General features: G+C 62.4%; 15 protein-coding genes. 7 read left to right on the top strand and 8 right to left on the bottom strand.

The window, feature by feature from the left end:
• Window positions 1-55 precede the first annotated feature (55 nt).
• On the bottom strand, window positions 56-1018 hold the full coding sequence (locus ACNKU3_RS12085) for a polyprenyl synthetase family protein (protein WP_418259723.1): 963 nt from the start codon (window positions 1016-1018) through the stop codon (window positions 56-58).
• Between the two features lie 52 nt (window positions 1019-1070).
• Window positions 1071-1979 (bottom strand): DMT family transporter, encoded by a 909-nt coding sequence (locus ACNKU3_RS12080; protein ID WP_418259999.1) that lies wholly within the window; start codon window positions 1977-1979, stop codon window positions 1071-1073.
• A gap of 390 nt (window positions 1980-2369) precedes the next feature.
• On the opposite strand from ACNKU3_RS12080, the gene rplU reads away from it, so the two are divergent.
• The 5 genes from rplU to ACNKU3_RS12055 all read left to right on the top strand — a co-directional run bounded on the left by rplU (window position 2370) and on the right by ACNKU3_RS12055 (window position 6464).
• On the top strand, window positions 2370-2681 hold the full coding sequence (rplU, locus tag ACNKU3_RS12075; protein ID WP_418259722.1) for a 50S ribosomal protein L21: 312 nt from the start codon (window positions 2370-2372) through the stop codon (window positions 2679-2681).
• Window positions 2682-2697: 16 nt separating this feature from the next.
• Entirely contained in the window at window positions 2698-2955 is a 258-nt protein-coding gene (gene rpmA / locus ACNKU3_RS12070; protein WP_418259721.1) for a 50S ribosomal protein L27, read from the top strand.
• A gap of 183 nt (window positions 2956-3138) precedes the next feature.
• Window positions 3139-4338, top strand: a complete 1200-nt coding sequence (cgtA, locus tag ACNKU3_RS12065) for an Obg family GTPase CgtA (protein ID WP_418259720.1) — start codon at window positions 3139-3141, stop codon at window positions 4336-4338.
• The gene (proB, locus tag ACNKU3_RS12060; protein ID WP_418259719.1) at window positions 4338-5459 is read left to right on the top strand and encodes a glutamate 5-kinase; all 1122 of its coding nucleotides are present in this window, start codon (window positions 4338-4340) and stop codon (window positions 5457-5459) included. The genes cgtA and proB overlap by 1 nt, the downstream gene beginning before the upstream one ends.
• Before the next feature lie 138 nt (window positions 5460-5597).
• Window positions 5598-6464: a ZIP family metal transporter gene (locus ACNKU3_RS12055; RefSeq protein WP_418259718.1), complete on the top strand. Its 867-nt coding sequence runs from the start codon at window positions 5598-5600 to the stop codon at window positions 6462-6464.
• A 45-nt stretch (window positions 6465-6509) separates the two neighbouring features.
• Here the strand turns inward: ACNKU3_RS12055 and hemH are convergent, their stop codons facing one another.
• Window positions 6510-7547 (bottom strand): ferrochelatase, encoded by a 1038-nt coding sequence (gene hemH / locus ACNKU3_RS12050; RefSeq protein WP_418259717.1) that lies wholly within the window; start codon window positions 7545-7547, stop codon window positions 6510-6512.
• Between the two features lie 78 nt (window positions 7548-7625).
• On the bottom strand, window positions 7626-8615 hold the full coding sequence (locus tag ACNKU3_RS12045) for a prenyltransferase (RefSeq protein WP_418259716.1): 990 nt from the start codon (window positions 8613-8615) through the stop codon (window positions 7626-7628).
• 337 nt (window positions 8616-8952) lie between these two features.
• Between ACNKU3_RS12045 and ACNKU3_RS12040 the strand changes: the two genes are divergently transcribed.
• Window positions 8953-10305, top strand: coding sequence for an ABC1 kinase family protein (locus ACNKU3_RS12040; RefSeq protein WP_418259715.1), 1353 nt, complete (start codon window positions 8953-8955; stop codon window positions 10303-10305).
• A 41-nt stretch (window positions 10306-10346) separates the two neighbouring features.
• On the opposite strand, the gene ACNKU3_RS12035 is transcribed toward ACNKU3_RS12040, so the two are convergent.
• The gene (locus ACNKU3_RS12035; RefSeq protein ID WP_418259714.1) at window positions 10347-11591 is read right to left on the bottom strand and encodes an MFS transporter; all 1245 of its coding nucleotides are present in this window, start codon (window positions 11589-11591) and stop codon (window positions 10347-10349) included.
• A 212-nt stretch (window positions 11592-11803) separates the two neighbouring features.
• Here ACNKU3_RS12035 and ACNKU3_RS12030 point away from each other — a divergent pair, with 212 nt between their 5' ends.
• Window positions 11804-11953, top strand: a complete 150-nt coding sequence (locus ACNKU3_RS12030; protein WP_418259713.1) for a hypothetical protein — start codon at window positions 11804-11806, stop codon at window positions 11951-11953.
• A 234-nt stretch (window positions 11954-12187) separates the two neighbouring features.
• On the opposite strand, the gene gtfA is transcribed toward ACNKU3_RS12030, so the two are convergent.
• The 3 genes from gtfA to ACNKU3_RS12015 form a co-directional block, all read right to left on the bottom strand.
• Window positions 12188-13633: a sucrose phosphorylase gene (gene gtfA / locus ACNKU3_RS12025; RefSeq protein ID WP_418259712.1), complete on the bottom strand. Its 1446-nt coding sequence runs from the start codon at window positions 13631-13633 to the stop codon at window positions 12188-12190.
• Window positions 13634-13789: 156 nt separating this feature from the next.
• Window positions 13790-16120, bottom strand: coding sequence for a glucosylglycerol-phosphate synthase (gene ggpS, locus ACNKU3_RS12020; RefSeq protein ID WP_418259711.1), 2331 nt, complete (start codon window positions 16118-16120; stop codon window positions 13790-13792).
• A gap of 337 nt (window positions 16121-16457) precedes the next feature.
• Complete coding sequence (locus ACNKU3_RS12015; protein ID WP_418259710.1) at window positions 16458-18008, bottom strand: sodium:solute symporter family transporter; 1551 nt, start codon at window positions 18006-18008, stop codon at window positions 16458-16460.
• Window positions 18009-18160: the final 152 nt, after the last annotated feature.

The raw sequence follows: 18160 nt of genomic DNA, 5'->3' as shown, positions 1-18160 counted from the left end.
AGTATAGGAAGGCCCCGGGTGCGAAGCAATTGAATGGCCGACTACTTCGGGTGAATCAGCTGTCGCGGGCGACCGAAAGTTCGGCGACGGCCTGCAGTGAGGACTTCGCCGGGCTGTCCTCCAGTACGTGCAGTGCGGCTAGCGCCAGGTCGCGGTAATGGCAGGCGCGCTGGCGGGTAAACTCCAGCGCACCGCAGCGCTGCACGGCGGCCACGACTTCCCCGATGTGTTCGCTGGAACGCGCGAGCACAGCATCGCGCACCAGGGATTGCTCGGCGGGAGAGCCCTGGGCCATGGTGTGGATCAGGGGCAGGGTGACCTTGCCCTCGTTGAGGTCGTCACCGACATTCTTGCCCATGGTCGCGGGGTCACCGGCGTAGTCGAGCAGGTCGTCGATCATCTGGAAGGCGATACCGAGGTTGAGGCCGAACTCGCGCATGGCGCTGCGCAGGCCGGTGTCGACATTCCCCAGGGTCGCCGCGCCGTAGGTGGCGGCGCTGAACAGCACCGCGGTCTTGCGGGTAATGACGTCCAGGTACTGCTGTTCGTTGGTGTCCGGGTTGCCGGCCCGCTCCAGTTGCAGCACCTCGCCCTCGGCTATGGTATTGGTGGTGTCCGCCATATGCCGCAGCACCTCGTGGTTGGCGAGGTCCACCATCAGCTGGAAGGCGCGGGTGTAGAGGAAGTCTCCTACCAGCACCGAGGAGGCGTTGCCGAACTCGGCGTTGGCGGTGGGGCGACCGCGGCGCAGGCTGGAAATATCGACCACATCGTCATGCAACAGCGTGGCGGTGTGGATGAATTCGATCACCGCGGCGAATTTGATATGGGCGTCGTCACAGCGACCCAGGGCGGCGGCCGTCAGCAGCGCCAGCAGGGGGCGCAGTCGCTTGCCGCCGGCATCGACGATGTAATGACCGATATTTTCCACGGTCGCAACATCGGAATGCAGTTGGTCGATGATTAACTGGTTGACCCGCTCGAATTCGGCGGCAACCGGCGAGCGAATCTCTTGCATAGGAAATGACAGCCAGGGTGCACCGGCATGCTAGGTGCGCCCCCCCGGGCTGTCAAGCGTTACGGTGCGTCTTGGCTTTGCCGGGCGGCCGCGCCATGGTCAGTGCTCCAATGCCCAGCAGGACCAGCAGGGCTCCCAGCCATTGCAGGGGCTGCAGGCGTTCATCCGGGAAAAGTGCTACCGCCATCATTACTGTCAGCACCGGGCCGAACATGGCGACGATGCCTGCCTCGGAGGCGCCGGCCCGGTGTACGCCTTCCAGCATCAGGAAATAGGGTAGCGCGGTGGAAAACAGCACCAGGGCCAGCATCCAGCCGAGCGCGGGCAGGTCCAGCGCGAGCTCCCCCGCAGTGGTACCCGGCAGCAGCAGGAGCGCCATCAGTACCAGGGTAAAACTGTTGGAAACCTGGTTGAAGCGCACCGAGCCAATCTCGCGCATGACACCCTGGCTGAGCCACAGGAACAGCGCGTAGCAGGTCGCGGCCCCGAGTCCAAAGGCAATGCCCGCTGCCCCGATAGCGCCGCCCTGCCAGCCCGGTATAAGGAGTAGCAGCATGCCAACCCAGGCTGCCGCGAACACGGCAACCTGCAGGCCCGGCGGCATGCGCCGGTACTGCAGCGCGTGAATGACCAGCAGCAGTGCGGGAAACAGGTAGAGCAGGATGCGCGATACGCTCGCCCCCAGCTGGTGGATGGCGTTGAAGTCGCACCAGGCGCTGAGGAAGAACAGGGCCCCGGTAAGCAGGCACAGCTGCCACTGGCGCGCTGTCAGCGGCGCCTTTGGTTTGTGCCGGTTGAGCCAGAGCGCGCCCAGCCAGAACATGGGCACCGCGAGTGCGAACCGCCACACCAGTAACGCGTCCACGGAGACGCCGTGCTGGTAGACGAAGCGGGCGAATATGCCCTTCATGGCCATGCCCAGGGTGGCGATGGCGACGAGGAAGAGGCCCGATTGCCAGATAGGGGGGCGTGACGCGTTCAGTCTGGATGCCTTGGCGGGTGTCAGGGGGTGCCCTCATCTTGACGCGACTGGCGGGTAAAACCCAGTGAAAAGCGCGACTGGGGCATATTCCCATTGGTAATGGATTTCCCAAAAAGGATAATGGTTTATAATTGTGTGGCATGGATCGGCGTTTGCGCACAGCACGGTGCCCCGCGGCCTCTGCCGGGAGGGGCAAATTTCCCCTTGTGACACGTGGCTGATTTGGGTAGAATCGCCGCCCTCTGCCCCCTGGTACCTCCCCTGAGGCTTGCTGGAGGGGTTCTCAACAACGTTTGTGCCTTGCTCTGCCCCCTTGATTATCAAGGGTTTTTATCAAATTGCGAGCAGGCTAAGTAAACGGAGCACGCAATGTACGCAGTTATTGAAGCCGGTGGCAAGCAGCACCGCGTCGTCGAGGGTGAAACCCTCAAGCTGGAAAAGATCGAAGCCGCCACTGGCGAGTCTGTCGAATTCGATCGCGTCCTGATGATTGGCGGCGGCGACGCAGTCAAGATCGGCACCCCCGTTGTGGCAGGCGGCAAGGTTACCGCTGAAGTCGTTGCCCACGGTCGTCACAAGAAAGTGAAGATCGTCAAATTCAACCGCCGCAAGCACTATCGGAAGGAAACTGGCCACCGCCAGTGGTACACCGAAGTGAAGATCACCGGTATCTCGGCGTAACAGGAGGAATTGACTCATGGCACACAAGAAAGCAGGCGGTAGTACTCGTAACGGCCGCGATTCCGAAAGTAAACGCCTTGGCGTGAAGCGCTTCGGCGGCCAGGCGGTCCTGGCTGGCAACATCCTCGTTCGCCAGCGCGGCACCAAGTTCCACGCCGGTGAAAACGTCGGCATGGGCAAGGATCACACCCTGTTCGCCACCGCCGATGGCAAGGTTGAATTCGTGACCCGCGGCCCGAACAACCGCAAGTTCGTTCAGGTGGTGAGCGCCTGATCGCACTGTCGCGACAAGAAACAAAAAGCCTCGTCTGATGACGGGGCTTTTTTTTATATACTGGATTGGTACAGGAGACCCGGTGCGGGGCAGGCCCTTTCGTCTCTGGAGGGGAAGTTCCGGACGCGAGGTGAGGGTGGGAAAGCCGCCCGCGCCGCGGATACCCGATACCACGGATAGCTTATGAAATTCGTCGATGAAGCAAGTATCACGGTTTACGCCGGCAAGGGCGGCAACGGCTGCCTCAGCTTCCGGCGTGAGAAATTCATTGCCAAGGGCGGCCCGGATGGCGGCGACGGCGGCGATGGCGGCAGCGTGTACCTCGAGGGCGACAACAACCTCAACACCATGGTCGACTACCGCTACGTACGCAGTTACCGCGCCGAGAGCGGCGAATCGGGCAAGGGGCGCAATTGCACCGGCAAGAGCGGCAAGGACCTGGTGCTCAAGGTGCCGGTGGGTACTTCCATCCTGGACGAGGACACCGGTGAACTGCTCGGCGACATCCAGGCCGATGGCCAGCAGTTGATGGTGGCCCAGGGCGGTTTCCACGGCCTCGGCAATACCCGCTTCAAATCCAGTACCAATCGCGCCCCGCGGCAGACCACCCACGGCACCGAGGGCGAGGTCCGGGCACTCAAGCTCGAACTCAAGGTGATGGCCGATGTCGGCCTGCTGGGCCTGCCCAACGCGGGCAAGTCGACCTTTATCCGCGCGGTCTCCTCGGCCAAGCCGAAAGTGGCGGACTACCCCTTCACCACCCTGGTGCCCAACCTCGGGGTGGTCGGCGTGGAGGCGCACCGCAGTTTCGTGGTGGCGGATATCCCCGGCCTGATCGAGGGTGCCTCGGAAGGCGCCGGCCTCGGCATCCGCTTCCTCAAGCACCTGACCCGCAACCGCATTCTCCTGCACCTGGTGGACATGGCCCCCTGGGATGCAGTCGAGCCCGCAGATGCCGCGGTCGCCATCGTCCACGAGTTGGAGCAGTTCAGTCCCACCCTGGCCGCGCGCGAGCGCTGGCTGGTGCTCAACAAGTGCGACCTGCTGGACGCCGAAACGCTCGCCGAACGGCGCGCGGCGATCATCGAAGCACTGGACTGGCAGGGGCCGGTTTACGAGATCTCGGCGATCAAGGGCGAGGGCACGGACGTGCTTTGTGGTGACCTCATGCGCCATCTCGAGGAGCTGCAGGAGCGCGAGGCAGCCGATCCCGAACTGGCCGAGGCGGAACGCGAAGCCCAGCTGCGCATGCAGGCCGAGGCCCGCGAGCGGATAGCCGAACTGCGTGCGGCCCGTCGCCGCCCCGCGAAGGGCGACAGCGATGACGATGACGACGACTGGGACGAAGACGATTACGACGTCGAGGTAGAGTACGCCCCCTGATGAGTGAACGAGCTGAAATCGCTGCCGGCCGGCGCTGGGTGGTCAAGGTCGGCAGTGCGCTGCTGACCAACGATGGTCGCGGGCTTGATGAACTGGTGATCGCCAATCTGGTCGAGCAGATTGCCCGGCTGCGCGCGAGCGGCTGTGAGGTGGTGCTGGTCTCCAGTGGCGCGGTCGCCGCGGGCGTGGTGCGCCTCGGCCTGTCGGCGCGCCCCCACGTGCTGCACGAACTGCAGGCCGCGGCGGCGGTGGGCCAGTCGGTACTGGTACAGAACTACGAGAACGCCTTCAAGCAGCACGGTATTATCGCCGCGCAGGTCCTGCTGGGTCACGACGACGTCATCGCCCGCGACCGCTACCTCAACGCCCGCGGTACCCTGAGTACCCTGCTGAATTTTGGCGTGGTGCCGGTGGTCAACGAGAACGACACCGTGGTCACCGATGAGATCCGCTTCGGTGACAACGACACCCTGGCCGCGCTGGTGGCCAACCTGATCGACGCCGATGGCCTGATGCTGCTGACCGACCAGCAGGGCCTGTTCGATGCCGACCCGCGCAGGAATCCCGGTGCCCGGCTGGTGGAGATGGCCGATGTGCTGTCGCCGGAGCTCGACAGCATGGCCGGGGAGGGCGGCGTGCTGGGCCGCGGCGGGATGATTACCAAGCTGCGCGCTGCACGGCTGGCTGCGCGCTCGGGCACTGAAACCATCATCGCCGGTGGCCGCGAGGCGGATGTGCTGGCGCGCATCGCCAGCGGCGACAACATCGGCACCTGGCTGCGCAGCGGCAAGCGCCCGGAAAATGCCCGCAAGCAATGGCTGGCGGGCATGTTGCAGGTGCAGGGCAGCGTCAGCCTCGATGCCGGCGCCGTGCGCGTGCTGCGTGAATCCGGTCGCAGCCTGTTGCCGGTGGGGGTACGTGAAGTGCAGGGTCGCTTCGCGCGTGGCGACCTCATCTCCTGTCGCGACCCGGAAGGTCGCGAAGTCGCTCGGGGCCTGTGTAATTACAGTGCCGAGGAAACCCGCCAGATCATGGGCAAGGCTTCGTCGGCCATCGAAAGCATCCTGGGTTATGCCGGGGATGAAGAGCTGATTCACCGCGACAACCTGGTGCTGGTGTAGGGGTGAGCGGGAGCCGTCGCCTGCCCCGCTGCCCGCGCCGCTCCACCGAGTTCCGACTGCTCCTCGGCCAGCCGCTGGCTGTGCTGTCGGCCCCTGTGAAATAATACGCTGCTTTTCCCGGGAGAAACTGCCTCGCTCATGTCCGTCTCAACCGCGCTCCTGTTAACCGGCTACTGTGTCGCCATCGCCTGTGTGTCGCTGGCGGGCGGCTTGTTGCCAGACCGGATTCGCATGACCCACACCCGCACCCAGCTGGTCATGAGCCTGGTTTCCGGCCTGATGCTCGGCGTGGCGTTTTTCCACCTGCTGCCCCACAGCATTGCGCTCGGCGGCGAACAGGCCTCGGTGGACCGGGCGGTGGACTGGCTGATGGTCGGCCTGATCGCCATGCTGCTGATGTTGCGCCTGTTCAATTTTCACCAGCACGATTTCAGCCCGGAGGAGGATGAGCACCACGATCATCCCCATGCCCACCACCATCACGACCACGGGCAGCCGGACCAGCCGGCGGCCCACGGCGCCAGCTGGATCGGGGTGGCCCTGGGCCTCGGTTTGCACAGCGTGATCGACGGTATCGCACTGGGTGCGGTGATGCGCGGTGATACCCATACCAGTGCGGCCGGCGCGCTGGCTGGATTCGGTGTGTTCATGGCAGTGTTGCTGCACAAGCCCCTGGACGCGATGTCGGTTACGACGATCATGCAGGCCGGCGGCAGCAGCCGGATGGCGAGGATGGCGGCGAACCTGCTGTTCGCGCTGCTCTGCCCACTGGGAGCACTGGCGTTTTATTTCGGTGTAGACCTGCTCACCTATTCTGGCGATGCCGTGGTGGCCGGCGCACTGGCTTTCTCGGCGGGGGCATTCGTGTGTATCGCGCTCAGTGACCTGCTGCCCGAGGTGCACTTCCACAGCCATGACCGCTTCAAGCTGACCACTGCCTTCCTGCTGGGGATTGCCCTGGCTTACAGCATTGGGGTGCTGGAGCCCCACTCCTTCCACCACTGAATTTTTTCCTGCGCGTGTCGGGGGTGGCAGGTGGTATTGCCGGGCTTACTCGATGCGGTTGAAAACCCACCCGGCCAGTTCCTCGCTGGCGATCTGGGCCAGCGCCGCGATGTGCTCGGGTTCACTGTTGAGGCAGGGAATGTAGCCGTAGTCGCTGCCACCGGCCTCGAGAAATACATCGCGGTTTTCCATGGCGATTTCCTCGAGGGTCTCCAGGCAGTCTGCACTGAAGCCGGGGCAGATCACCTGCAGGGATTTGACACCCTGGCCAGCCAGTTCCCTGAGGGTGGTATCGGTGGCCGGTTGCAGCCAGGGTTCGCGGCCGAAGCGGGACTGGAAGCAGGTGAGGTAGCTCTCTTCCGCCAGGTCCAGCAACTCCGCGACCAGGCGGGTGGTGTGCAGGCACTGCAGGTAGTAGGGGTCGCCCTCGTCGCACTGCCGCTGGGGCACCCCGTGGTAGGAAAACACCAGCTTGTCCGGTTTGCCGTGCTCGGCCTGGTATTTGCGGATTTGCAGCGCCAGGGCGCCGATGTAATCTGCGTGATCGTGGTAATCGTGGACGGTGCGCAGGGCCGGCACGTCGCGCCGCCGCATCAGCGGTTGTACCAGCGCGTCGAAAACGGAAGCGCTGGCGGCGCCGCTGTACTGCGGATAAAGCGGTATCACCAGCAGGCGTGTGACACCTTGCTCCAGCATGCCGTCGACCACCTGGTCGATTGACGGGCTGCCGTAGCGCATCGCGAATTCCACCAGCAACTCTTCGCCGTAGCGCTCCTGCAGGGTTGCCCGCAGGGCATTGGCCTGATCGCGGGTGTAAACCAGCAGGGGTGAGCCCTGTTCCGTCCACACGCGCTGGTAGGCGCGCGCCGAACGCCCGGGGCGGAAATTGAGAATGAATCCATTGAGGATGAACCACCACAGCAGGCGCGGGGCTTCCACCACCCGTGGATCGGACAGGAACTGCTTGAGAAAACGGCGCAGGGCGCCGCGCTCGGCCGCATCCGGAGTCCCGAGGTTGGCAAGCAGTACGCCGACTTTCACCGGCGCGCTGGGATCAATGGTTTTGCTGCGTTGATAGTTCATGCTGCGCCACAATATACGGTGAGCACGCCGCAGCGCCAAGTGGTTGCGGCCTTTTTACCGCCAAATCCACCGGTTTCATTAGAGCAGCGTGTCGGCAACCAGTCCGAGCAGGAACAGGGTGGTGAAGCGCCGGGTATGGCGAAACGCCCAGGCGGAGAACCACAGCGGCCAGACATCCGCGGCGTAATCCGCCGGCGGTGTAGCCGGCTTGGGCTGCCTGAAGGCGCGCCACAGGGCCGGGAATTGCGCCAGGGCTGCCAGCACTACCAGCAGGGGCCACTGGAAGGCGCCGCCCAGCACCAGGGCGATACACAGGAGGTACTGGGCGATGATCATGCCCAGCACCGCCCAGCGGGCGGCGCGCTCGCCGATGAGCACCGGCAGGGTGCGCACGTGCTTCTCCCGGTCCGCTTCCAGCTTGTCGGTGTGCTTGCCGAAGAGGACGGTGGTCGGTCCCAGCGCGAAGACGATACTCAGCCAGGTCACATCCCAGCTCCAGTCGGCCGTCTGTACGTAATACGCGCCGCCCACCATCAGTGGCCCCCAGACCAGCAGTACAGCGGGCTCACCGAGACCGTAGTATTTCAGCGGCCAGGTGTAGAACAGTACGAAGAACGCCCCGGCCAGCATCAGGTCCAGGGTCAGGCCGCTGCGCTGGAACACCAGCCAGCCGCCGAGGCCGAGGGCGACGGCTGCGGTGGTGCCGGTGTAGCGCCAGAACTGCGTCTCGCTCATCAGGCCGTCTTCCAGTACGTGGACGCCGTACTGGTTGCGGTAGTAATTGTCCCGGTCGATGCCGCGGCGTGAATCGGTATAGTCATTGAGCAGGTTATTGGTCGCGTGGGCGAACACCAGCCCGAGCACGGTGGCCAGCCACAGGTCCCAGTGGAACGCGCCGGCCCGCCAGGCCAGCAGGCCGCCGAGGGCTGCGGCGGTGAAGGTCATGAACAGCACCGAGGCGCGGCAGGCGATCAGCCAGCGCGCCACGGGGTCGAGTTGTTGCCATTCACTGGCGCTGAGCTTGGGCATGCGGTCCAGGGCCTGCGCCCAGACACTCAGGTTGATCATGCGAGAGGGTCCCCTTGGATATCCCGTTCTAGGGTAGCTTATTTTCGCGGTAAGTCGCGATGCCAGTGTGCATGGCCGCGCTCGGGGGACCAATATTCCCCGTCGTCGGCGGCGCGCCACTCGCGCCTGCAGGACCGCTGGGCTTGCAGCGCCGGGTTGCGGGACTGCGGGGCAGCGGCGGCAGGTGCCGGTGGTGACTGTACAGCGCCGGCAAGCTGCCGCTACCATCAGGGGGAGTGATTACTTGCAGACCGGTCCTGGTGCGCACCGGCTGTACTTGTACGGAACGGCTATGGCAAAAAAACGGAACTCGGGCTTTGGTGCATTGGGGCGTGGTATGGCGGTCTCCCTGGCCGGTCTGCGCGCCGGTGGTGCGCTGGCCCTGGACGGTGCGGTGGGCCGGGTGCTGGGTCGCGAGGAGGGCGATTCCGAATTCGCCCGCCGCGAGGCGCGGCGTTTTGTCGCCGAACTGGGCCGACTCAAGGGCACCTATGTAAAGATCGGCCAGATGATGGCGCTGTTCGGCGAGCATTTCCTGCCGGCGGTACTGGTGGAGGCGCTGCGCGAACTCTCCGATGGCACCGAACCAATGGCCTGGAGCGAGCTGGAACCATTCGTGCGCGAATCCCTCGGCGCACGCTACGACGAACTGGACATCGATCCGCAGGCGGTTGCTGCGGCCTCGCTGGCCCAGGTACACCTGGCCAGGTTGCGGGACGGCGGCGAGTGGATCTGCCTGAAAATCCAGTATCCCGGCCTGCGCGAACTCATCGAAGCGGATTTCGACGCGGTCATCCGCATGCTGGTTTTATCGCGTTGGGTAAAGTCGGGGCGCGATCTCGATAACTGGATGCATTCCCTGCGCGAACACCTGCTGCTGGAAATCGACTACCGGCGCGAAGCGCGGGTGACGACGCAAATGCGCGAGCGGGTGAGCACCCTGAGGGTGGACTCCGTTCACTACCACGTACCCGAACTGTTTCCCCGCTACTGCAGCGGGGAGGTGCTGGCGATGGAATTCATCGAGGGCTACCCGGTTACCGCCAAAGAGGTCTCGGGCCTGTCCCAGGCCCGGCGCGATGCCCTGGGCCGGGCCATGCTCGAGCTGTTTTTCTACGAGCTCTATGACTGGGGCCTGCTGCAGACCGACCCCAATTTCGGCAATTACCTGTTGCGGCTGGATGATCGCCGCAAGAGCGAGGCGGACGACGAGCTGGCCCTGCTGGATTTCGGTTCGGTGCTGGATTGCCCGGAGGATTTTCTCCTGCACCTGCGCCGCACGGTGGCGGCCAGCCAGCAGCAGGATATGCACGCGATAGTCGAGGGACTGACCGGACTGGGTTGCCTGCAGCCCGATGCCAGTGCCGAGGGGCGGGAGATGTTCGCGGACTTCTGCCTGCACCTGCTGGAACCGCTGCGCCCGGCGGACCAGCTGCCGGCGGAATACCTCAATGCCCAGGGAGAGTATTGCTGGGCCCGCTCGCACCTGATGCGCCGCGCGGGAAAGAAAGCGGCTGCCTCTGCGGCCAGCCGCCACTTTACACCGCCATCGCGGGAGTTCGCGCTGATCGCGCGCAAGTTAACCGGTGTGTTCAATTTTATTGCCGCGCTGGATGCCCAGTTCAACGGCTGCGATGTGCTTGAGCGGCATGTTGCCGCCTGGCAGGAACGGGAAATTCCGGCGGGATAGCATGCGGCCGGCAGCGCAGCTGCCGGCCGTCAGTCAGTTTCTCAGGTGGCGTTGCGGGCCGCCGGTACGGACAGATTCTCCGCCCGTTCGCTGCGTATCCGCAGGACCAGCGGCACCAGTACCACCACCATCAGGGGGGCGAAGATCGCCACCAGGGCCAGCAGTGTGGGCTGCATGCCCTGGCTGTCCAGCGCCATACCCAGCAGTGGACCGGTGACGATAAACACCGAGCGCACCGCAAGGCTGACCAGCGAGTTCACCGTGGCCCTGAATTCGCCGGGTACCCGCCGGTTGAGCGCCTCGTAGAATAGCGTCATCGACAGGCCGCGGGATATCTGTATCGCGAAGCCGCAGAATACCCCGAACCAGCCGGCGCCAAAGGCCATTCCCAGCAGGCCACCGAGGGGCAGGACGGCGATCATTACCAGCAGGAGTCGCGTGCCGAAATACCTTTCCAGCGCGCCGCTGTAACGCGCCGCCAGGCTCGCGGTCAGCGCGAAGGCCGCCCAGATATAGCCGAACCACTCCAGCGGAATACCCTGCATTTCCCAGTACTTCTGGTAGACCCAGAAGACGTAGACGGCGAACAGGCCGAATACCGCGATGGCGGCTGCAGTCCACAACACTACCGGGCGCCCGAACAGCAGTATGCCGAGGATGCGCCGGGCATTGGCTGCGTGGCCGCCGGATTCGGGTACCTGGCTGGTGATGCGCGGTACTTCCACCAGTCCCAGCCCGAGTATTGCCGGTGCAAAGCCGACAATGGCCTGGACCAGCACCACGCTATCCAGCGAGCGCATCAGCAGCAGGCTGGCAACTACACCCGCTGCGCCGGAAGCCGCCGCTTCCAGGGAGATCAGCCGGCTCAGGGATTTGCCCGCTCCGGCTCCGCCGTCGAGGCCCTGCTCCTGCAGGTAGACTTCAGTGTCGTAGAGCAGCGCGAGATCCGCGCCGCTGATCAGGCTGAAACCCACCCCGAGGATGGCTTCGTAGACCAGGAAATCGACGAAGCTGTCCGCCCACAGCAGTGAAAAAAAGCCGATCGCGTTCAGCCCGGCACCGAGCAGGATGGCATTGCGCCGGCCCCAGATGTCTGCGATGTAGCCCGAGGGCACTTCGAACAGCGCGATGGTCAGCGCGAACAGGGCCTGAGTCTGCAGTACCTCGCTCATGCTCAGGCCGTGGCTTTGCAGCAGGGGTACGTAGATCGGTACCACCACGATGAAGCCGAGCAGGAACCCCATCATGTAGATGGTCCTGATATTGTTCTGTAATTCCTTTTTCACGGTTCTTCTTCCCGTTTATGGGAGAACCCTGAAAGCGAAGACCTGGAAAGTAGGGGAATTAAAAAAGGCCTCCGGAATCAGGGTTCTCGGAGGCCTTTTTCATGAATCTAGTTCAAATGCTTCCTCAAACCACCCCGCATACCCACAGGCACACGGGCGACATGGCGGTAGCGCCATCTCGTTTGCCGATGTATGCCTGATGCAGACTGGTCATGGAAATCACTCTTCAAAAAATGGTTGGGCCCGTAGGCTGTGGCAATAATGCGCCTGTACTGCGGTTTTGGTCAATATTGGAGTTGGGCAATGTGGAAAAAGTCACAGCGAATTTTGAAATTCACGATGAAAGATTATTAAAAATTTGAACCATATATCTGAAAAAAAACCGAAGGTTGATTCGAATTTCCCCCTGAGATGCAGCTACGACCAACGCACATGAGGGGCAAGAAGGCAGCCGGAACACGCCAAAAAGCGCACATCCCTGTGCAGGCTCGGTCGGCGACATCCCTGTCGCCGAACGGTTCCAGCTGCCCTCTTGCGCCTAATGTGCTCTTTTGGTGTGTGCATCGACTGTTGCGAAATCCCCAGGAAACTTGCCGTCAGGATATGTCCAGAACTTCCTCGTTCCCGCTGTGCTCATCAAGGTAAGTTACTGAAGTTGTTTTGAAATTCAGGTCCACAAACAGGCGGCAGTAGTACTCTCCGTGCCGCCAGGCCATGGCCACGCTGGCGTCACTGGAGTAGTTGAGTTCGAAGTGGCCGTCGAAGGCGGGGTAGCTGCAGCGAAAGCGCATCAGTTTCAGGAGGCGCTGGACCACCGGGCGTTCGATTTCCCGGTCGACTTCCTCCAGCGAATAGTAGTGGCGGTTGATGTCGCGCAATTCGCCGGTCTGGTGCATCAGTTCCTCGTCGTTGGCGCCCACCAGCAGGCCGACGTAGTAGACCTGGGGAATGCCGGGGGTGAAGAACTGGATCGCCCGCGCCGCGATATAGGCGTCGTCGTTCTGCATCAGGGCGTCGTAGAAGGTGCAGGTGAGCTGGTAGATGGCGCCGACGCTGTGAATGTTGACCGCGGACCTGCGCATGATCGGGTCGGCGCTGCGGGTTTCGATATTGTTGATCAGCAGGCGGATTTTCTCGTCGGGGAGCACGCCCTCGACGTCAGGAATACAGATACCGTCGTGGGTGTCGAGCACGGTGACCATATTGCGCGGGCACATGCGCAGCCAGTTTTTCAGGTGGACACTGTTGTTGTCGAGCAGGGAGTACAGCAACAGCGGCGGCAGGGCGAAGCCGTAGGGATGCATGTTGCGGCGGCTGATCGCGTACTGGAAGCTGGTGTGGTCGTGGACTTCCGGCAGGCACTCGGCGCCGTGTTTCAGGGCAACCTCGTTGATCCACTCCAGGTTGCGGTAGACCTGCGGTTCCACCAGGAAGCAGCTGGTGCCAATTTCCTTGGTCGTGTAGCCAAAGGCGTCCAGGCGCAGCAATTTGACGCCGTGTGAGGTCAACTCGCGAATGTAGCGTTCCAGCAGGCGGTAGGTCAGCGGAGAATTGTAATTGAGATCAATCTGCTGCTCGGTGAATGTACACCAGACGCGCGCAGTGCCGCCGTTGGCGAAGGTGACTTCACGAAAGGGTTCCTTTTCCTTGCGGATATGAATCTTGGCCATGTCGTCGTGGCTGATCTCGCCGAAGCTGTCTACGTCGACGAACAGTTCGGCGTATTCAGACTCGAAACCGTGCTGGAGGAAGTCCCTGAATTCCTCGGATTCATCCGAGATATGGTTCACGGTGAGATCGGCGCAAATATCGTAGTTTGCCGCGATGCGCTCCACGTCATGCCAGTCGCCGACGTCGGGGTCGACTTCACAGTGGGTGAGTGGGGAGAAACCGCCGTCGGCGTTGGACGGATAGAAGGGCAGGATGTGCACACCGCCGACCGCGTCGGAGAAGTGTTTCTCCAGGGTCGCGTAGAGGTCGGCCAGATTGTTGCCGATGCGATTGGGATAGCAGATCAGTTGTATCTTGTTTTTCAACAGCATGGAACTTCCTTGGTCGGCGCCGGCCGATCTTCCAGTCGGTTGGATGTCCGCCAGACGGTCTGCGGCCGCTTATACGATTGTGCTGCTCCGGCGGTTTAATGGGTCCTGTGCACCCGGTGTCACAGTTCTGATAACAGTCAGTCCAGGGAGGTGGCACTAGACCACGTCGGCATTCTCCGCTTCCGGGTGACTGCGGTACAGGCTGTCCGTCGCCGTAGTGGCGTCCGAATATGCAGCCGTGATTTCGCCGATGAAACTGGCGTCGTATTCCTTCACCGAGTCGAGGTAGTCGTTTGCCCAATAATCGATATCGTAGTGACTGACAATGTCGAATGCCTCGGAGAGCCGGTTGCGGGCTTCCTCGCGACTCATCGACAGCCCGAAATAACAGGTATCCACCAGTTCCCGGGGGTCGTGGGGGTTGGTGAGTACCGCGCCACGCAGTTCGGCGGCAGCACCGGCGAATTCCGAGAGCACCAGCACGCCGCTGCCCTGGCTCATCCCCTGTGCCGCAATGTATTCCTTGGCCACGAGGTTGAGACCGTCGCGCAGCGGGGTAATCCACATCAGGTCGGCCATGGTGTAGTAGATCACCAGTTCCTCGAAGGGCAGGGCGCGGAAGAAGAACTGCACCGGCGTCCAGCCGACCCGGGCGAAGCGGCCGTTGATGCGACCGACAGTCTGTTCGATCTGTACCTGTAACTGGTCGTAGATGGTCATGCCGCTGGCCGCGGGAACGCAGACCATGATCAGGGTGATTTTTCCAGCCAGCTCCGGATGCTCGTCGAGCAGGGTTTCGTAGGCCTCGAGCTTTTCCAGGATGCCCTTGGTGAAGTCCAGTCGCTCCACGGACAGGATCAGGCGGATGCCGTGTAGTTCTTTGCGCAACGCGTTCATGCGCTGTTGTGCGTCCGGGTCCTGCAATACCGAAGCAACCCGATTGAGGTCGAGACCGACCGGGTGTGCACCGAGGCCGATGAGGCGGTCATTGACCTTGATGCGGGTGGTCATTTCATCCAGCCCCACGGCGCAGCCATAGCTGAGAAAGCGGGGCGCGCAGCTTACGCGCTGGACCTTTTCGACCGGCATGACGCCGCGTGCGACATCCACAAAGTTTTCTGCCTGTCGCGGGATGTGAAAGCCGATGTAATCGCACTGCAGCAGGCTGCCGACAATCTGGCGCCGCCATGGCAGGACGTTGAAGACATCCGCCGAGGGGAAATAGGTGTGGTGGAAAAAGGAAATGGTCACGTCCGGTCGCAGTTCGCGCAGGAAGGCGGGCACCATCCACAGGTTGTAGTCGTGAATCCAGACGGTGGCGCCCGCAGCCGCTTCAGCGGCAGTGCACTCGGCGAATAGCCGGTTCACCTCGAGGAAGCGCTGCCAGTGGTCTTCCTGGAAGGAGGCGCGTTCCCAGAACGTGTGCAGGGTGGGCCAGAAAGCCTCTTTGGAAAATTTCTTGTAGAAGATATCCACGTCCTGGGCGGTGAGGGGGACGCGAGCGGCGACCAGGTTGGGGTAGTTTTGCGCATCCACCTCGGTATGCACGACAAACTTGTCATCCGGCCCCTTGTGTTGTGCCCAGGCTACCCAGGAACCCTGGCGACCGTCGGCGAAGAGGCTCAGCAGGGTCGGGATGATGCCGTTCGGTGACTTGGGGCGGCGGCGTATGACTTCGCCGTTTTCGACGATTTCCTCGTAGGGCAGGCGGTGGTACACGATGACCAGGTCCGATTTGCCGGACTGGTAATTCTCACGTATTTCCGTATCGATACCGGCACGCCCGAGGTAAGAAAAATAGCTGATGGCCTGGAGGATACCGCCCGCACCCGGGGCCTCGGCGTGGAATACGCGTGAGCGACCCCGGGTGGATTCCAGCAGCGCCGCTTCGGATTCGCCCACGCAGACACCATTGAAAGTCTGCTGGAACATGGAGAGATCATTGAGGGTATCCCCCGCGACCAGCACCCGGGCCGGGTCCACGCCGAGATGCTCGACCAGGGCGGTCAGTGTGCGCCCCTTGTTGATTCCCCGGGGCAGGACATCCAGGTAATGGTCGGCAGAGTACAGCAGGTCGCATTCCAGCTCCGCGACAATCTCGTGAATTTCCCCGGTGACAGCGTCCGCCTCGCAGAAGTAGGAGCAGCGGCGTTCCTGCGGAACATCCTGTCGCTGGATATTGTCGATGTGCTGCAGGGCCTGTTCGACCACATGTTCGCCGGGCCACAGGCAGTCGATCTCTGCTTGAAGCGGGTGCAGTGGTTGCAGGGTTTCACCGTCGACGACCGTACAGCCGACATCGCAAATGATGTAGCGCGGTTTGGGGATCATCGGGTCCGACAGCAGCGGCAGGACTGACTCGAGGCCGCGTCCGGTGACAAACACCAGGTCGATGTCCGGGTGAGAGGAGATAAGCTGGTACAGGTTGTTGCGATCTTTCAGGCTGCCGCCGAGAAAGGTTCCATCGAGATCTGTCGCTAATAGCATCCGGTACTCCCGTCAGGTTGTTTGTGGACTGCTTTGCAGCGGGATCAGCACGCCGGGATGGCGGAGCGTAGGGTAAGCTCGGCCATCCTGACTCCAGTCCATTCCGGTGCTGGAGCTGCATTTGCCAGTAAACAACCTCGGCGGGAATATGTGGTTTTTATAACGCGAGGGAAAACAGCACGGGCACCGAAGTGCTTAGTGACAAAATGTTTTCTGAAAATTATTAAACCAGAATCAGCTTGAAATTACGAAGTTTTTTCCAGAATGAATTTTTAACCCTGTTTTTTCCGCGTTTTTTCCCGAAATGTACACATGCATGTTACATGCAGGCAGGTCCTCACCAGAAAATCCCGACCACAACCAGTGTCAGGATCGCCAGTAAAGCCACACGAAGCAGCATTGTGTTGGGCAATTTATCGCTGCTTTCCGACCCGATGGCGGCCGCCTGCATCTCGCTGGCGCGGTCCATGCCCGGCAGCGCCTGCAAAAGGAATATGAGAGTGATCGTCGCTGCAAACAGCAGCCCCGCCATAATCGTGAAGTGCAGGGTAAGCCAATGGAACTGCGCGGCGACAAAAGCCAGCGCCGAACACAGGTGGCCGAGCAGCAGGCCGTACAGCGCCGCGCCGGCCCCGATCCGTTTGCTGCAGAAGCCGACGGCGAAAACCGCGACCAGTGGCGGTGTCACATAGGCGAAGGTCTGTTGCAGGTAGGCAAAAAGGCCGGGAAACCGGTCGATAGCCGGCGCCCAAAGGGCCGCGAGTATCATCAACACGATGGTACTGATCCGGCCGAGACGCGCCAGTTGGAGGGAACTGATGGTCGGGTGGCGCGGTTGCACGAAATCCACCATCAGCAGGGTCGAGGCGGAGTTGAGAGTGGAGTCGACGCTGGACATGATCGCCGCCATCAGGCCCGCCAGCATCAGGCCGGCGATACCTGCCGGAGCGTATTCGGCGATCAGGCGCGGGAAGACGGTGTCGGCGCGTTCCAGGTCCGGCAGCAGGACTGTGGCCATCGCCCCTGGCATAACCATCAGGAACAACGGCAGCAATTTGAGCGCGGCGGCGAGCATCGCACCTCTGGCGGCGGCCTCTACATTGCGGGCGCCGAGCAGGCGCTGGGCGACGTACTGGTTCATCGTCCAGTAATAGAAACCAAGTAAGGGCAGGCCGATGAGAGTGCCGAGCCAGGGCAGGGCGGGGTCGTCCAGGGGGCGAATCAGCGACAGGTGTTCCGGATCGACGGCTGCGCTGACGGTGGCCCAGCTGAAATCGAATTCCGCGAACACCAGCAGCGCGAGTATCAGCGAGCCGGCCAGCAGCACGATGGATTGCAGCACATCGGTATAGACGACCGCGCGCAACCCGCCGGCGGCAGTGTAGAGACCGGCAAACAGGGCCATGGCTGCGCAGGTCGGCGCGAGGCTGAAGTGCGGGAAGAACAGCATCAGTACCAGGGCCCCGGCGTAGAGACTGCCCGCGGTATCCAGCACAATACTGAGAAACAGTGAAACCGCTGAAAGGTATTTGCGCAGGGCCGGACTGAAGCGCTTTTCCAGGACTTCGGGGATGGTGGTAATGCGCTTGCCGATAAATACCGGGACCACGAACGCAGCGGTGAAAAGCAGTACGAGGGCCGCCATCCACTCGTAGTTGGCCACCGAAATACCGGATTCCCAGGCGGCACCGGGCAGGCCGATCAGGGTGGTGGAGGAAATGTTCGAGGCAAACAGGGACAGGCCGATGGCCGCCGGGCCGAGGCTGCGCCCGGCGAGGAAAAGTTCTTCGGTGTCGGGGGACTTTCGTGTGACCAGCGCACACAGGGCAATGACCACGCAGACGTAGCCGGCAATAACCGCATAATCCAACGTTGTGAGCGTTGGCACGAGTTCCTCCCTGGTAAGGCAATCTGGCAGCGGTGGTCTGGCTTGGCCGCCGCTACCTCACCATTGTTACTGGAAGCGTGGCGGGATTTCAAATCGTGCGCCAGCCGTGTGGGCATGATTGCGGGCCTGGAGGGTCAGCACTGGCGGCTGTT

The sequence above is a fragment of the Haliea sp. E17 genome, from assembly GCF_048323675.1.
Taxonomy (GTDB): Bacteria; Pseudomonadota; Gammaproteobacteria; order Pseudomonadales; family Halieaceae; genus Mangrovimicrobium.
This window is presented reverse-complemented; position numbering and strand designations above follow the sequence as displayed.